The organism is Streptomyces sp. NPDC051104 (genome assembly GCF_040682835.1).
Taxonomy (GTDB): domain Bacteria; phylum Actinomycetota; class Actinomycetes; order Streptomycetales; family Streptomycetaceae; genus Streptomyces; species Streptomyces cynarae.
Genome location: NZ_JBFBBS010000006.1, coordinates 85054 through 99717, shown reverse-complemented (window position 1 = coordinate 99717; position 14664 = coordinate 85054). Strand labels below are relative to the sequence as shown.

Genomic DNA, 14664 nt, shown 5'->3' with positions numbered 1-14664 from the left:
TTCGAACAACTCCCCTGATAGAGAGCCGCGGAGTATCCATGTCACGCACCCGCACCCGCTGGAGACTGGGCCTCACCGCCACCGCCACCGCCGTTCTGGTGGCCTCGGCCGTCGTCCCCGTGTCCGCGCACGCCGAGAACGTCACCGACTACGCCATCGCCGTCGATCCGACCGCCGAGGGACCGGCGATCGAGAAGACGATGTACGGCGTCTTCTTCGAGGACATCAACCGCGCCGCCGACGGAGGCCTGTACGCCGAACTCGTCCAGAACCGTTCCTTCGACAACTCCACCGACGACAACCGGTCCTACACCCCGCTGACCGCCTGGTCCGTCGACGGCACGGCACAGGTCCTGAACGACGCCGGCCGCCTCAACGACCGCAACCGCAACTACCTCTCCCTCGGCGCCGGTTCGTCGGCGACCAACTCCGGCTACAACACCGGCGTCCACGTCGAGAAGGGCAAGACGTACGACTTCTCGGTCTGGGCCCGCGCCGAGAGCGGCACCACCCTCACGATCAGCCTGCACGACGCTCCCGGTGCCCTGGCCACCGTCCGCCAGGTGGCCGTCAGGGGCCGCTGGGCCAAGTACACCGCCACCTTCACCGCGACCCGCGCCAGCAACACCGGACGCCTCACGGTCGCGTCCTCCGGCGCCGTGGCGCTCGACATGGTCTCGCTGTTCCCGCGCGACACCTACAGGAACGAGCCGAACGGCCTGCGCAAGGACCTCGCCGAGAAGATCGCCGCCCTGCACCCGGGATTCGTCCGCTTCCCCGGCGGCTGCCTGGTCAACACGGGTTCCATGCAGGACTACAGCGAGGCCTCCGGCTGGCAGCGCAAGCGCTCCTACCAGTGGAAGGACACCATCGGCCCGGTCGAGCAGCGGGCCACGAACGCCAACTTCTGGGGCTACAACCAGTCCTACGGCCTCGGCTACTACGAGTACTTCCGCTTCGCGGAGGACATCGGCGCCATGCCGCTGCCCGTCGTCCCGGCCCTGGTCACCGGCTGCGGCCAGAACAAGGCCGTCGACGACGACACGCTGCTCAAGCGGATCAAGCAGAGGTAGCCGCGGCCTGCGCGGGCTGCTGCCCCAGCGGCAGCAGCCCGCGCTCGGCGAAGACCTTCTTCGCGGCGAAGGTCGCGTTCAGCGCCTTCGGTATGCCGCAGTACACTGCCGAGTGCAGCAGGACCTCGACGATCTGCTCGGGAGTGAGGCCCACGTTCAGTGCCGCGTTCACGTGCACATCGAGCTGGGCCTCGCAGCCGCCGAGCGCGGTGAGCATGCCCAGCGTCACCAGCTGGCGGTCGCGCGGGGCGAGCCCGGGCCGGTCGTAGATCTCGCCGAAGGCCCAGGAGACGATCTGGTGGCCGAGCTCGGGACTGATGTCGGCGAGCGAGTCGACGACCCGCTGCCCGGCCTCGCCGTCGACCTTCCTCAGGACCTCGAGGCCGTGGGCGAAACGCTCGTCACGTGTGGTGCTCTCGCTCATGCCCGCTCATCCGTTCCCGGCTGCGTGGGCATGTCGCCGAGCAGCCGTTCGTAGTGGTGGATCTTGTCGTCCAGCGCGGCCGCGTCGCGGCGCAGTGCGCGAATCCGTTCCGCCAGCTCCGCGCGGTGCTCCCGCAGCATCGCCAGCCGGTCCGCGACCGTGGCATCCCCCCGGGCCCGCAGCTGTGCGAAGCGCTGCATGTCGGCGATCGACATGCCCGTCTCGCGCAGCCGCAGCAGGAACTGCAGCCAGGCCAGGTCGGCCGTGTCGTAGCGCCGCTGGTTGCCGGTGGTCCGGCCGACCCGCTCGATCAGGCCCGCCCTCTCGTAGTAGCGCAGGGTGTCGTGCGAGAGGCCGGTGCGCTCGGCGACCTGGGCGATGGTCAGGGTCGGTTGCCGATCCCGCGGGAGGGGTTGTCCGCTGGTCATGACAAGACCGTAGGACCTGGAGCGCGCTCCAGGCAAGCGATGCCCGGTGAGCATGCCCGGACGCGCCTGACGGGCATCGCCGCGGCCCGAGCGCGGCGCCGGGTGAACGCCCGCACGACACCTGAGTGAAATTCGGAATTCATTCTCTATTCCTCCGGCGGTGCCGCAACCATTCGGAATCACTGCCCGTCTAACCGGCGAATCCATGACGGCCCTGGGAGTGAATTCCCAGGTCGGACGCCATGCGTCCTGAATTCTCCGGAGCTTGCCGAGAATGATGTGTCCAACCCTGTTCATTGCCCGTTCACCGGACGTTTCTCCGGTATTCGGGGTAGTCGCTGAATTTCCCTCAGTCGGCTCTCTTCGCGCACGTGACACCGCTCACGGGAACATACGGCGTCGACCGAACAGGAACAGGGTGTGAACCTCACCATTCAGCACGACCGCGGTGCGTGGCTCCGGCTGCCGCGCCCGATCGGACCCCGGCAGGCCGGCGCCCTGCTCGCTGCGGTCCTCACCACCGCCGCGTTCTGCGCGGCCGACGCCGTCGCCCGCAGCTACCCGTTCGGACCCCGCACCCGGAGCGTCAACGACCTGGGCAACCAGTACGTCCCGTTCCACGCGCACCTGTGGGACCTGCTGCACGGAAGGGGCGACGGGGGACTCCTCGTCAACTGGCAGTCCGGGTACGGCTCCAGCTTCCTGCCCGACCTCGGTACGTATCTCAGCAGCCCGTTCGCCCTGCTCGTGGCGCTGTTCCCGCGCGACGAGATCGACCTCGCGGTCTATGTGATCACGGTGCTGAAGACGGCGTGCGCGGGCGCCGCCATGGCCTGGCTGCTGCTCACCCTGCGTCCCGGCCGCTGGTGGGCCGCGGGGCTGCTGGGCACCTCCTACGCCCTGTGCGGCTGGAGCGTGGCGTCCGCCGTGTACAACCTGATGTGGCTCGACGGGCTCATCGCCCTGCCGCTGCTGTGCCTGGTCGGCGAATGGGCGCTGAACGGACGGCACCGGGTCCTCGGTGTGCTGATCGTGGCGCTCGCATGGACCGCCAACTTCTACACCGCGTACATGGCCACCCTCGGCGCCGGTCTGGTGCTGCTGCTCCGGCTGCTGCTCGCCGGACTTCCGCGCCGCCGGGCGCTGGGGGCGGCGGGCCGCGCCGTCCTGACCGTGGCACTCGGCATGGGCCTGGCCGCACCACTGGTGATGGTCGTGTACTTCGGCACCAAGCACGCCTCCCCGGGCACCTACGGGCATTTCGTGCCGGTGGCGGCGCGGGACCTGCTGGCCCGTCTGCTGCCGACGACGTACAGCTTCAGTACGCCGGCCGTCTATGTGGGCGTCACTGCCCTGCTGCTCGCCCTCGCCCTGCCGTTCCACCGGGCGGTTCCCTGGCGGGTGCGCGTGGGCTGGACACTCCTGGTGGCCGCGATGGTGCTGTCGATGCAGTGGGCGCCGACCCAGCTGGCCTGGCACGCCTTCACCGAGCCTCAGGGCAGTTCGTACCGCCAGGCCTTCGTCCTGTGCGCGCTGCTGGTGATCGCCGCGTGGCACTCGCTCTCGTACGGCGCGCCCGACTGGCGAGCGCTGGCTCCGGCGGGTGTGCTGCTCGCACTGGTCACTGCCGTCGCGAGCCGAAGCACTCTCGTGAAGTCCACGACCTGGTGGGTGCTGCTGTTGGCCGTCGTGGGCGCGTTGGGCGGGCTGGCCCTGCTCGGCCGCACGGACGACGGGCGCCGAGCGGGCAGCAAGCGCCCCACCGCGCTGGCCGGGTTGGCCGTGGTGCTGCTCCTCGGCGGGCAGTTCGGCGAGGCCGCCGCCACCTCCGCCGAGGCCACCCGGCAGCGGCTCGAGCACCTGGACGACTACGCGCCCTGGGGCACGCGCCAGCAGCAGCAGGCGGAGGCGATCGCCCAGGCCGACGGCTGGCCCCGGTACCGCACCGACCCCGGCCGGGAGCAGACCGTCGCCAACGACCCGATGCTGGTGGGCGGCCAGGGCGCCCAGTACTACAGCAGCCTCACCTCCGACGTCCTCAACCGCATGCTCACCGCCATCGGCGGCGGCTGGACCTCACGCGGCCGGAGCCTGCAGAGCCTGGACAACGCCGTCACGGACGTCGTCTTCTCCGTCGGCGCGCGGGTGCACTCCCCGCCGGACCCGCACCAGTGGTGGAACCCGCCGAACGCCGGCCCGGTGACCGTGTCCCGCCAGGACGTACCGCCGCTGGTCACGGTGCGGCCGTCAGTCACCCTCGATCCCGCGCGGACGGGCGTCTCCGCCTTCGGCCCGTCGCCGTACCGCAACCAGGAGATGCTGCTGGGCACCCGCGTCTACACCGTTCCCCCGCTCACCGTGCGCACGGGCGACGGAAAGCCGTCGGCCCGCAGCCACGACGACCGGCCGGGCCTGGTCATCGACCGTCCGGCGGCCGGGAGCGCCGCGCGGAAGCCCACCATCATGGCCCAGTGCCCGGCGCGCAGTGAGGTGTACCTGTGGGCGCCGTACTACTCGGGCACCGCACGGCTCGCCGGCGCCCCGCAGGGCACGATCGGGCGGTTCACGTCCGACCACCCCGTCAACAAGATCGCCGCCATGCAGCCGCTCGGCGAGGCGCCGGCCTCCGGCCGGGTGCGGATCGAGCTGTCGCCCGACTGGACGAGCGTCGTCCCCGACGGTGCGGTCGGCTGCCTGGACACCGCCCGGCTGCGCACCACGGTGGAAGGGCTCAAGGCCACCGGTGCCACCGAGGTGACCGTCTCCGACGGCACGATCCGGGCCACGATCCCCGCCGGCAGCAAGGGGACCGCGGTCGTCGCGGCACCCCGCATCGCCGGCTGGCGCTGCGCGGCGGGGGATGCTCCGGCCACACCCGCGGGCGACTACCACGGACTGATCGCCGTGCCCCTCGACGGCTCCTCGACCAGCCTCACCTGCACGTTCCATCCGCCCGGGCTGCGGCTGGGCACGGCCGTCGGGGCCACCTCGCTGCTGGCCCTGATCCTCCTCGCCGTCCTCACCGCCGTCCGCCGGCGGCGCGCCACGGGCCGACCGGCACCGCCCACGACCACCCCACCGCTCGAGCGCACGACCCACGCTCTCTGACCGCGTCCCCAAGGGAACAGCCATGCTCATTTCGATCGTCGCACCCTGCTACAACGAAGAAGAAGTCATCGGACGCTTCCACGAGGTGGTCCAGAAGGTCGCGGACGAGCTCCTTCCGCTCGGTCACGACATGGAGTTCGTGTACGTGGACGACGGCAGCCGGGACCGCACCCTCGAGGTCCTGAGGCGGCTCGGCGAGCTCGATGCGCGGGTGCGGTACGTCTCCTTCAGCCGCAACTTCGGCAAGGAGGCGGCCCTGCTCGCCGGCCTGCGCCACGCCTCGGGGGACTGCGTGGTCGTCATGGACTCGGACCTGCAGCACCCGCCGGAGCTCATCAAGCGGATGGTGGAGCTGAGCGAACAGGGCTACGACCAGGTCATCGCCAAGCGCACCAGAAGCGGTGACCGGATCACCCGCACCGTCACCGCCCGCCTGTACTACCGGCTCATCAACCGTCTCGTCGACGTGGAGCTCGTTGACGGCGTCGGCGACTTCCGTCTGCTGTCCCGGCGCGTGGTGGACGCGATCCTCGCCCTCACCGAGTACAACCGCTTCTCCAAGGGCCTGTTCGCCTGGGTGGGCTTCCCCAGCACCACCTTCGAGTACGAGAACGCCGTACGTGAGCACGGCCGCAGCTCATGGAACTTCCGGAGCCTGCTCAACTACGGCCTCGACGGACTGCTCTCCTTCAACAACAGGCCGCTGCGCGCCGCGCTCTACCTCGGCATGGGCCTGCTGCTGTGCGCGGGTCTGTACACCGCGTGGATCGTGGGCGCCGCGCTCATCCACGGTGTGCAGACACCCGGCTACGTCACGACGATCACCGTCGTCACCGCGCTCGCGGGCGTGCAGATGGTCATGCTCGGGGTCATCGGTGAGTACACCGGCCGCATCTACTACGAGGTGAAGGGCCGCCCGCACTTCCTGGTGAAGGCCACCAATGTGGAGCGGACGGAAGCCGGCGCGCCCCGCGGCACCGCGAAGGACCTCATTCCCTGATGTCCACCACCACTACGCGCCCCATCATGGGGCAGGTCGTCACCTTCGCCGTGGTCGGCGTCATCAACACCATGACGTATTACGGTCTTTACCTGTTGTTCCTCACCCGTTTGCCGTACCTTGCCGCGCATATTCTCGCGTTCATTCTGAGCATGATCGGAAGCTTTTTCCTGAATGCGCGTTTCACCTATAGGACGCGGCCGACGTGGAGGAAATTCCTGCTGTTCCCGCTGACGAACGCCACCAATTTCGTGATCACGACGGTGGGGGTCTATGTGATCGTCGACGTCCTGCACGCCGGGAGCCGGTTCGCGCCGCTGCTCGCCTCCGCCGCGGCGATTCCGGTGACCTTCGTCGTCTCCCGCACGATCATGCTGCCCAAGGAGCAAGGCACCGCCTGATCGCATCCGGCACACGGGCCGTCATGGGACCCGATCTCCAGGATTGCATAAACGTGCGGCGATACGTATAGTCATGCCATCCAGGAGGAGGTTCCATGACGGTACGTGCCGCAGTCGCCGGAGCGAGCGGATACGCGGGCGGAGAGGCGCTGCGTCTGCTCCTCGCGCACCCCGAGGTGGAGATCGGCGCCCTGACCGGCAACTCCAACGCCGGACAGCGGCTCGGTGCGCTGCAGCCGCATCTGCTGCCCCTCGCCGACCGGGTGCTCGCCGAGACCACCCCCGAGGCCCTCGCCGGACACGACGTCGTCTTCCTCGCACTGCCGCACGGACAGTCCGCCGCCGTCGCCGAGCAGCTCGGTCCGGACGTCCTCGTCATCGACATGGGTGCCGACTTCCGCCTGAAGGCCCCGGCCGACTGGGAGAGGTTCTACGGCTCCCCGCACGCCGGGACCTGGCCCTACGGCCTTCCCGAACTGCCGGGTGCCCGCGCTGCGCTGGAGGGGTCCAAGCGCATCGCGGTACCCGGTTGCTACCCCACGGCCGCCTCCATCGCGCTGTTCCCCGCGTACGCCGCCGGGCTCGCCGAGAACGAGGCCGTGATCGTCGCCGCCTCCGGCACCTCCGGCGCGGGCAAGGCGCCCAAGCCGCACCTGCTGGGCAGCGAGGTCATGGGGTCCATGTCCCCGTACGGCGTCGGCGGCGTCCACCGGCACACCCCCGAGATGATCCAGAACCTCAGCGCGGCCGCCGGGGAGCCGGTCACCGTCTCCTTCACGCCGACCCTCGCGCCGATGCCCCGAGGCATCCTCGCCACCTGCAGCGCCAAGGCCCGGCCCGGCGTCACCGGCGAGTCGCTGCGCGCCGCCTACGAAAAGGCCTTCGCCGACGAGCCCTTCATGCACCTGCTCCCCGAGGGGCAGTGGCCGGCCACCGCGTCCGTCCACGGTTCCAACGCCGTTCAGGTGCAGGTCGCGTACGACGCCGCCGCGCACCGCATCATCGCGATCAGCGCCATCGACAATCTGACCAAGGGCACCGCGGGCGGTGCCGTGCAGAGCATGAACATCGCGCTCGGCCTCGACGAGACCACCGGGCTTTCGACGATCGGAGTCGCACCGTGAGCGACGCACGTGCAGCCACCGGGCCTCAGACGACTGGGGGCACCTCCCAGGCCGTCAAGGCACTGGGGGAGATGACCGCACCGCTGCGCTGCACGGGCGGCAGTGACATCAGCCGCTACCGCGGCGGGGCGAACAAGGAGATGCAGTGAGCGTCACGGCAGCCAAGGGATTCCAGGCTGCGGGCATCGCCGCCGGAATCAAGGAGAACGGCAACCCGGACCTGGCCCTCGTGGTCAACACCGGGCCGCGCCGCGCCGCCGCGGGGGTCTTCACCTCCAACCGTGTGAAGGCCGCGCCCGTGCTGTGGTCCGAGCAGGTCCTCAAGAGCGGCCAGGTCTCGGCGGTCGTCCTCAACTCCGGCGGCGCCAACGCCTGCACCGGCCCCAAGGGCTTCCAGGACACCCACGCCACCGCCGAGAAGGTCGCCGAGGTGCTCGGCCGGGGCGCCATCGAGGTCGCCGTCTGCTCCACCGGCCTCATCGGTGTGCTGCTGCCCATGGACAAGCTGCTCCCGGGCGTGGAGACCGCCGCCGCCCAGCTCTCCGAGCACGGCGGCGAGAAGGCGGCCATCGCCATCAAGACCACCGACACCGTCCACAAGACCTCCGTCGTGACGAAGGACGGCTGGACCGTCGGCGGCATGGCCAAGGGCGCCGGCATGCTCGCCCCGGGCCTCGCCACCATGCTGGTCGTCCTCACCACCGACGCCGACCTCGACAGCGAGACCCTGGACAAGGCCCTGCGCGCCGCCACCAAGGTCACCTTCGACCGCGTCGACTCCGACGGCTGCATGTCCACCAACGACACCGTGCTACTGCTCGCCTCGGGCGCGTCCGGGATCGCCCCCGAGTACGACGAGTTCGCCGAGGCCGTGCGCGAGGTCTGCGCCGACCTCGGCCGGCAGCTCATCGGCGACGCCGAGGGCGCCAGCAAGGACATCAAGGTCGAGGTGATCAACGCCGCGAGCGAGGAGGACGCCGTTGAAGTCGGCCGTTCCATCGCCCGCAACAACCTCCTGAAGTGCGCGATCCACGGCGAGGACCCCAACTGGGGCCGCGTCCTGTCCGCCATCGGCACTACGAAGGCCGCCTTCGAGCCGGACCAGCTCAACGTCGCCATCAACGGCGTGTGGGTGTGCAAGAACGGCTCGGTCGGCGAGGACCGCGAACTGGTCGACATGCGCTACCGCGAGGTCCACATCGTGGCGGACCTCGCCGCCGGCGCCGAGACCGCCACCATCTGGACCAACGACCTCACCGCCGACTACGTCCACGAGAACAGCGCGTATTCCTCATGAGCGACACTTCTCCCAAGTCCGGCACGACGCGCAAACACACCGCGCTGCCCAAGGCCAAGATCCTCATCGAGGCGCTGCCCTGGCTGACCCGTCACCACGGCAAGATCGTCGTCATCAAGTTCGGCGGCAACGCGATGGTGAACGAGGAGCTGAAGGCCGCGTTCGCGCAGGACGTCGTCTTCCTGCGGCACGCCGGCCTCAAGCCGGTCGTCGTGCACGGGGGCGGCCCCCAGATCAGCGCCGCCCTCGACCGGCACGGCATCGCCAGCGAGTTCAAGGCGGGCCTGAGGGTCACCACCGAGGACGCCATGGACGTCGTACGGATGGTGCTCGCCGGGCAGGTGCAGCGCGAACTGGTCGGGCTGCTCAACCAGCACGGCCCGTTCGCCGTCGGCCTCACCGGCGAGGACGCGCACACCATCACCGCCACCAAGCACACGCCCGAGATCGACGGCGAGCCCGTCGACATCGGACGGGTCGGCGAGATCACCCAGATCGACACGGGCGCGATCGAGGCCCTGCTCGCCGACGGCCGTATCCCGGTCGTCTCCTCCATCGCCCGCAGTCAGGACGACGGACATGTCTACAACGTCAATGCTGATACGGCGGCTGCGGCACTCGCTGCGGCACTGGGCGCCGAAACCCTCATGGTCCTCACCGACGTCGAGGGCCTCTACGAGGACTGGCCGAACTCCGACGAGGTGATCAGCCGCCTGACCGCCTCCCAACTGGAGAAGCTGCTGCCGGAGTTGTCCTCCGGCATGGTGCCGAAGATGGAGGGCTGTCTGCACGCCGTGCGGGGCGGCGTCAACACCGCCCGCGTCATCGACGGCCGGGTCCAGCACTCGATCCTGCTGGAGATCTTCACCGACGAAGGCATCGGCACGATGGTCGTGCCCGACGAGAAGCCGGACGAACAGGGGGAGTCGTGAGCAACGAGGAACTGACGGCGCGGTGGCAGGGCGCGCTCATGAACAACTACGGCACCCCGCGGCTGCCGCTCGTCCGCGGTGAGGGCACCCAGCTGTGGGACGCCGACGGCAAGCGGTACCTCGACTTCGTCGGCGGCATCGCGGTCAACGCCCTCGGCCACGCCCACCCCGCGGTCGTCGAGGCGGTGAGCAAGCAGATCGCCTCCCTCGGCCATGTCTCCAACCTGTTCATCGCCGAACCGCCCGTCGCTCTCGCCGAACGGCTCCTGCAGCTCTTCGGCCGCGACGGCAAGGTCTTCTTCTGCAACTCGGGCGCCGAGGCCAACGAGGGCGCCTTCAAGATCGGCCGGCTGACGGGCCGCCGGCACATGGTCGCCACCCACGGCGGCTTCCACGGCCGCACCATGGGCTCCCTCGCGCTGACCGGCCAGCCCGGCAAACAGGAGCCGTTCCTGCCGCTGCCCGGCGACGTCACCCACGTCCCCTACGGCGACGCGCAGGGCCTGGCCGCCGCGGTCACCGAGGAGACGGCACTCGTCATCATCGAGCCGATCCAGGGCGAGAACGGGGTCGTGGTCCCGCCCGCCGGATACCTGAAGGCGGCCCGCGCGATCACCGCCGCCACCGGGGCGCTCCTCGTGCTCGACGAGGTGCAGACCGGCGTCGGCCGTACCGGGCACTGGTTCGAGTACCAGGCCCACGAGGGCGTCCTGCCGGACGTCGTCACCCTCGCCAAGGGCCTCGGCGGAGGGCTGCCGCTCGGCGCCACCGTCGCCTTCGGCCGCGCCGCCGAGCTGCTCCAGCCGGGCCAGCACGGCACGACCTTCGGCGGCAACCCCGTCGCGTGCGCCGCCGGGCTCGCCGTGCTCGACACCATCGCGGCCGAGGGCCTGCTGGAGAACGTCAAGCGGCAGAGCGAGAAGCTGCGGAACGGAACCGAGTCGCTGGGCCACCCGTTGATCGAACATGTCCGGGGCGCGGGCCTTCTGCTGGGTATCGTGCTCACCGAGCCGCTCGCCCCGCAGGTGCAGCAGGCGGCTCAGGACGCCGGCTTCCTGGTGAACGCGCCCGCCCCGAACGTCGTACGGCTGATGCCGCCGCTGAACCTCGGCGACGACGAGGTGCAGGCGTTGCTCCAGGCGCTTCCCGGTGTCCTCGAGGCAGTGCACCCAGTGAATGGGGACGGACGATCCGGAGAATGAGACGACGATGAGTCAGGCCCAGGACCACGAGCACACGGGGCCCGCCGTGCCGCAGACCCGCACCGCACGCCACCGCCGGATCGTGGACATCCTCAACCGGCAACCGGTGCGCTCCCAGAGCCAGTTGGCGAAGCTCCTCGCAGACGACGGGCTGAGCGTCACGCAGGCGACGCTGTCCCGGGACCTGGACGAGCTGAACGCGGTGAAGATCCGCAACACCGACGGCGACCTGATCTACGCGGTGCCGAGCGAGGGCGGCTTCCGCACGCCTCGCGCGCCGCTGGGGGAGTCGGCCAAGGAGGAGCGGATGCGGCGGCTGTCGCAGGAGCTGCTGATCTCGGCGGAGGCCTCCGCGAACCTCGTGGTCCTGCGCACCCCTCCGGGGGCGGCACAGTTCCTGGCGTCGGCGATCGACCAGGCCGAACTGCACGACATCCTGGGGACGATCGCGGGGGACGACACGGTGCTGTTGATCAGCCGGGAGGCTACAGGGGGCCAGGCGCTGGCGGACCACTTGCTGCGGCTGGCTCAGAACGGGCACTGACCCAGCTGCGGGCATGCGTGCCTCGCCCAGTGCCTTAACGGCCTGTGGGGGGACCCCCAGGGGTGGCACGGGTGGGCGCTGGGGTCCCCTGCTCGAAGAGCTTGGGGAGGTCCCGCAAGCGCGGGCAAGCGAAACCCACCCCGCCGCCGGGCGCGCCAGGCCCGATGCTCACCCCAGCCGCGCGGCGAGACCCCCCGTGCACCGCACCTCGTCCCCGGCGGTGATCAGCAGCGCCTCCACGTCCGGCAGTGACTCCAGCCACGCCAGCCCCGCCCGTGACCCCATCGCGAACGCCGCCGTGGCCCAGGCGTCCGCCCAGATCAGGCTGGGGCCCACCACCGTCACCGCCACCAGGTCGGTCACCGCGGAGCGCCCCGTGCGCGGGTCCACGATGTGCGCGCCGCGCTCCGCGGTACCCGAGGTGGCCACGGCAAGCTCCTCCGCGCCGGCCGCGGACACGACCGCCGCCAGCCCGCCGGGCCGCAGCGGATCCGACACGCCGACCCGCCAGGGCCGGTGCGGTTCCGGCGTGCCGTACATCTGCACGTCCCCGCCGCCGTTGACGCTCACCCCGCTCGCCCCGGCCGCCGCCAGACGCCGGGCCGACCGTTCCACCGCCCAGCCCTTCACGATCCCGGTCGGATCGATCCGGCCCGCGAATCGGGTGCTGAACCAGCCGTCGCTGACCTGCTCCGCCTCCGCCCCCAGAGCGAGCACCTCGGCGACCTCGGGGTCGCAGTCCTCCACACCCACTTCACCGCGGGCGAGCCGCGATAGCTGGCTCTCCTCGCGGTAGGGGCTGAACACCTCGTCCACCCGGTGGAGATGGGCGATCGCCCCCTCCAGCGCGGCCCGTACGGCCTCGGGTGCGCCGCCGCGCACGTCGAAGGAGAAGACGGTGCCCATCACCTCCTCCGCGTGGCGCAGCACGGGCGGTGCCTCGGGGTCGGTCACCTGGTCCGCCACTCAGCCACCGGCCTTGTCCAGGGCCGACTGCAGGGACTGCTTGTATCCGGTGCTGGTGTAGGTCGCGCCGGAGACCGCGTCGATGCTCGCACTCTGTGCGCTCACCGCCTCCTGGTTGAGTTCGGGGACGGCCATGGCGGTCTTCCGGCCGCTGAGCCCGCCCTTGGGTGCCTGCACCGCCTCGGCCTTGGTGATCTTTCCGCCGCTCACCGTCACGCGGACCTGGACGGGGCCGTACCGCGTCTGCGCCACGTTACCGGTGACCGTGCGCGCCCGGGCCGCCGACCCCGACGCCCCGGAACCGCCCGCGGACCCGGACGGGACCCCGCCGCCGGAGGTGGCCTTCGCCTTGTCGAGCGCCGACTGCAGGGACTGCTTGTAGCCGCCGCTCGTGTACGTGGCGCCGGAGACCGCGTCGATCTGCGCGCTCTGCGCGGCGACCGCCTCCTGGTTGAGCTTGGGGACGGCCATGGCGGTCTTCTGGTCGCTGAGCCCGCCCTTGGGCGCCTGCACCGCCTCGGCCTTGGTGATCTTCCCGCCGCTCACGGTCAGGCGCACCTGGACCGGGCCGTACTGCGTCCTGGCCACCTCACCGGTGACGGTCCGGGTGCCGGTCTGCTGTCCGCTGCCGCCCTGCGGCGACTCCTGGGCGGCGGCGGTCTGCTGCGGTGCGGCACCGCCCGCCGCCTGGGCCGAGGCGGGACCCGAGGCCGGCTTCAGGGACAGCAGCAGCACGATCCCGGACACGGTGGCGGCGGTGGCGAGCACGACACGCCGTACGGGGTGGCTCTTCCTCATCTTCTTCCAGGCTCCTGGTTTCCCGTCGCTCACATCTCGAACGACTCGTGATGGATGCGGCGGGCGGGGACCCCCGCGCCGCGCAGTGCTTCGTACACCTGCTGCGCGAAGCCGGGCGGCCCGCACATGAAGACGTCGTGGCGGTCGATGTCCGGCAGCTTCCGGCTCAGGGTCTCCGCCGAGATGTCGGGGCGCTCCCCGTCCGGACTGTTGACCGCGTACATCAGCCGGGCGCCGCGCTCCTCGGCGATCTGCGCCAACTCGTCCCACAGGGCCAGGTCGTGGGTCGTGTTGGCGCGGTAGAGGAGGGTGATGTCGCCGGGGGCGCCCGGCAGCGTCTCGAACAGGGCCCGCATCGGCGTGATGCCGACACCGCCGGCCACCAGCAGCACCTTGCCCCGGCTGCGCCGGTCGGCGGTCAACGCCCCGTACGGGCCCTCCGCCCACACCCGCGTCCCGGGCTCGAGGTCCCGCAGCGCGGAGCTGTGGTCACCGATCGCCTTCACCGTGATCCGGAGCATGTTCGGGCGGGGCGCCGCCGACAGCGAGTACGGGTGCGAGCTGAACCGCATCCCGGGCGCGAGGAACCGCCAGCGGAAGAACTGCCCGGCCTCCGCACCCATCCGGTGCAGTTTCCGCCCGGTCATCAGCACCGACACCACCCCGGGCGTCTCCTCGACGACCGCCTCCACCCGCAGCCGGTGCCGCAGGTTGAGCCGGATCGGCGTGAGGATCCGGTACCAGATCACCAGCGCGGTCACCGACCCGTACAGCGCGTACCAGGCGGTCTTCGCCTCCGGCTGCACGGCGAACTCGTTGCCCGTCGACAGCTGGTGCCAGAACGACAGGTACGTGGCCGCGTAGGTGAGCAGATGGACGTGGTACCAGAGGTCGTAGGAGATCCTGCGCCGGACCGGTCCGATCGAGAGCAGGCCGATGAGGACCAGCAGGCCCGTGCCGATGGTGGCCTTGCCCACGTCCGGCAGTTGGTCGATCGAGTCGATGGTCTGCTGGACGATCCCACCGAGCCCCTTGCCGCTCTGCAGGGCGTAGCCCCACATGGTCAGGAACAGGTGGGCGAGGACCAGGCAGACGGTGTACCGGCCGGTCATGGCGTGCCAGCGGGCGACCCGGTCGGAGCCGACCCGGCGCTCCAGCGCGGGCACCCGGGCCATCTGCAGCACCACGAGGGCCATGAGATAGCCGGCGAGCAGGCCGGTGATCCGCCCCGCGTTGAGGATTCTGCTGTTGTTGTCGGCGATGGACGGCGTGTTCATCCACCACAGCCAGATGACGCCCGCCGCGCCCGCCCAGACGGCGAGCAGCAGCGGGACGGCGGGGGAGCGGCGTGGGCGGATGGCGCGCAT

14 protein-coding genes and 1 pseudogene are annotated in these 14664 nt (G+C 70.7%); 10 read left to right on the top strand and 5 right to left on the bottom strand.

The window, feature by feature from the left end; all coding sequences use genetic code 11:
* Nucleotides 1-38: 38 nt before the first annotated feature.
* Nucleotides 39-1058, top strand: a pseudogene (locus AB0N14_RS11735) (carbohydrate binding domain-containing protein); the annotation flags it as partial.
* 1 nt (nucleotide 1059) lies between these two features.
* Here the strand turns inward: AB0N14_RS11735 and AB0N14_RS11730 are convergent.
* Nucleotides 1060-1497 (bottom strand): carboxymuconolactone decarboxylase family protein, encoded by a 438-nt coding sequence (locus AB0N14_RS11730; protein ID WP_366025485.1) that lies wholly within the window; start codon nucleotides 1495-1497, stop codon nucleotides 1060-1062.
* Nucleotides 1494-1925, bottom strand: a complete 432-nt coding sequence (locus tag AB0N14_RS11725) for a MerR family transcriptional regulator (RefSeq protein WP_366025484.1) — start codon at nucleotides 1923-1925, stop codon at nucleotides 1494-1496. The genes AB0N14_RS11730 and AB0N14_RS11725 overlap by 4 nt, the downstream gene beginning before the upstream one ends.
* Before the next feature lie 420 nt (nucleotides 1926-2345).
* Here AB0N14_RS11725 and AB0N14_RS11720 point away from each other — a divergent pair, with 420 nt between their 5' ends.
* The 9 genes from AB0N14_RS11720 to AB0N14_RS11680 all read left to right on the top strand — a co-directional run bounded on the left by AB0N14_RS11720 (nucleotide 2346) and on the right by AB0N14_RS11680 (nucleotide 11533).
* Nucleotides 2346-5033 carry a YfhO family protein gene (locus AB0N14_RS11720; RefSeq protein WP_366025483.1) on the top strand — a complete coding sequence of 896 codons (2688 nt, stop codon included), beginning with the start codon at nucleotides 2346-2348 and terminating at the stop codon, nucleotides 5031-5033.
* 22 nt (nucleotides 5034-5055) lie between these two features.
* Nucleotides 5056-6033 carry a glycosyltransferase family 2 protein gene (locus AB0N14_RS11715; RefSeq protein ID WP_366025482.1) on the top strand — a complete coding sequence of 326 codons (978 nt, stop codon included), beginning with the start codon at nucleotides 5056-5058 and terminating at the stop codon, nucleotides 6031-6033.
* Nucleotides 6033-6434: a GtrA family protein gene (locus AB0N14_RS11710; protein WP_366025481.1), complete on the top strand. Its 402-nt coding sequence runs from the start codon at nucleotides 6033-6035 to the stop codon at nucleotides 6432-6434. Before AB0N14_RS11715 ends, AB0N14_RS11710 begins: the two co-directional genes overlap by 1 nt.
* A 95-nt stretch (nucleotides 6435-6529) precedes the next feature.
* The gene (argC, locus tag AB0N14_RS11705; RefSeq protein WP_366025480.1) at nucleotides 6530-7558 is read left to right on the top strand and encodes an N-acetyl-gamma-glutamyl-phosphate reductase; all 1029 of its coding nucleotides are present in this window, start codon (nucleotides 6530-6532) and stop codon (nucleotides 7556-7558) included.
* Complete coding sequence (locus tag AB0N14_RS11700) at nucleotides 7555-7707, top strand: hypothetical protein (protein WP_366025479.1); 153 nt, start codon at nucleotides 7555-7557, stop codon at nucleotides 7705-7707. Before argC ends, AB0N14_RS11700 begins: the two co-directional genes overlap by 4 nt.
* Nucleotides 7704-8855 carry a bifunctional glutamate N-acetyltransferase/amino-acid acetyltransferase ArgJ gene (gene argJ / locus AB0N14_RS11695; protein WP_366025478.1) on the top strand — a complete coding sequence of 384 codons (1152 nt, stop codon included), beginning with the start codon at nucleotides 7704-7706 and terminating at the stop codon, nucleotides 8853-8855. The genes AB0N14_RS11700 and argJ overlap by 4 nt, the downstream gene beginning before the upstream one ends.
* Entirely contained in the window at nucleotides 8852-9787 is a 936-nt protein-coding gene (gene argB, locus AB0N14_RS11690) for an acetylglutamate kinase (protein ID WP_366025477.1), read from the top strand. Before argJ ends, argB begins: the two co-directional genes overlap by 4 nt.
* Nucleotides 9784-10989, top strand: a complete 1206-nt coding sequence (locus tag AB0N14_RS11685; protein WP_366025476.1) for an acetylornithine transaminase — start codon at nucleotides 9784-9786, stop codon at nucleotides 10987-10989. The genes argB and AB0N14_RS11685 overlap by 4 nt, the downstream gene beginning before the upstream one ends.
* 7 nt (nucleotides 10990-10996) lie before the next feature.
* Complete coding sequence (locus tag AB0N14_RS11680; RefSeq protein ID WP_366025475.1) at nucleotides 10997-11533, top strand: arginine repressor; 537 nt, start codon at nucleotides 10997-10999, stop codon at nucleotides 11531-11533.
* A 168-nt stretch (nucleotides 11534-11701) separates the two neighbouring features.
* Here the strand turns inward: AB0N14_RS11680 and AB0N14_RS11675 are convergent, their stop codons facing one another.
* From AB0N14_RS11675 to AB0N14_RS11665, 3 genes are read right to left on the bottom strand one after another with little or no spacing between them, the layout of a single operon-like run.
* Complete coding sequence (locus AB0N14_RS11675; protein WP_366025649.1) at nucleotides 11702-12439, bottom strand: FAD:protein FMN transferase; 738 nt, start codon at nucleotides 12437-12439, stop codon at nucleotides 11702-11704.
* A 60-nt stretch (nucleotides 12440-12499) separates the two neighbouring features.
* Nucleotides 12500-13297, bottom strand: coding sequence for an FMN-binding protein (locus tag AB0N14_RS11670; RefSeq protein WP_366025474.1), 798 nt, complete (start codon nucleotides 13295-13297; stop codon nucleotides 12500-12502).
* 29 nt (nucleotides 13298-13326) lie between these two features.
* Nucleotides 13327-14664, bottom strand: coding sequence for a ferredoxin reductase family protein (locus tag AB0N14_RS11665; RefSeq protein WP_366025648.1), 1338 nt, complete (start codon nucleotides 14662-14664; stop codon nucleotides 13327-13329).

Excerpts from the sequence above, each read along its gene's own strand:
- argC (WP_366025480.1), top strand. The coding sequence starts at position 6,530 with ATGACGGTACGTGCCGCAGTCGCCGGAGCGAGCGGATACGCGGGCGGA.
- AB0N14_RS11730 (WP_366025485.1), bottom strand. The coding sequence starts at position 1,497 with ATGAGCGAGAGCACCACACGTGACGAGCGTTTCGCCCACGGCCTCGAG.
- AB0N14_RS11680 (WP_366025475.1), top strand. The coding sequence starts at position 10,997 with ATGAGTCAGGCCCAGGACCACGAGCACACGGGGCCCGCCGTGCCGCAG.
- AB0N14_RS11710 (WP_366025481.1), top strand. The coding sequence starts at position 6,033 with ATGTCCACCACCACTACGCGCCCCATCATGGGGCAGGTCGTCACCTTC.
- AB0N14_RS11665 (WP_366025648.1), bottom strand. The coding sequence starts at position 14,664 with ATGCGCGCCATCCGCCCACGCCGCTCCCCCGCCGTCCCGCTGCTGCTC.
- AB0N14_RS11725 (WP_366025484.1), bottom strand. The coding sequence starts at position 1,925 with ATGACCAGCGGACAACCCCTCCCGCGGGATCGGCAACCGACCCTGACC.
- argB (WP_366025477.1), top strand. The coding sequence starts at position 8,852 with ATGAGCGACACTTCTCCCAAGTCCGGCACGACGCGCAAACACACCGCG.
- AB0N14_RS11675 (WP_366025649.1), bottom strand. The coding sequence starts at position 12,439 with ATGGGCACCGTCTTCTCCTTCGACGTGCGCGGCGGCGCACCCGAGGCC.
- AB0N14_RS11670 (WP_366025474.1), bottom strand. The coding sequence starts at position 13,297 with ATGAGGAAGAGCCACCCCGTACGGCGTGTCGTGCTCGCCACCGCCGCC.
- AB0N14_RS11715 (WP_366025482.1), top strand. The coding sequence starts at position 5,056 with ATGCTCATTTCGATCGTCGCACCCTGCTACAACGAAGAAGAAGTCATC.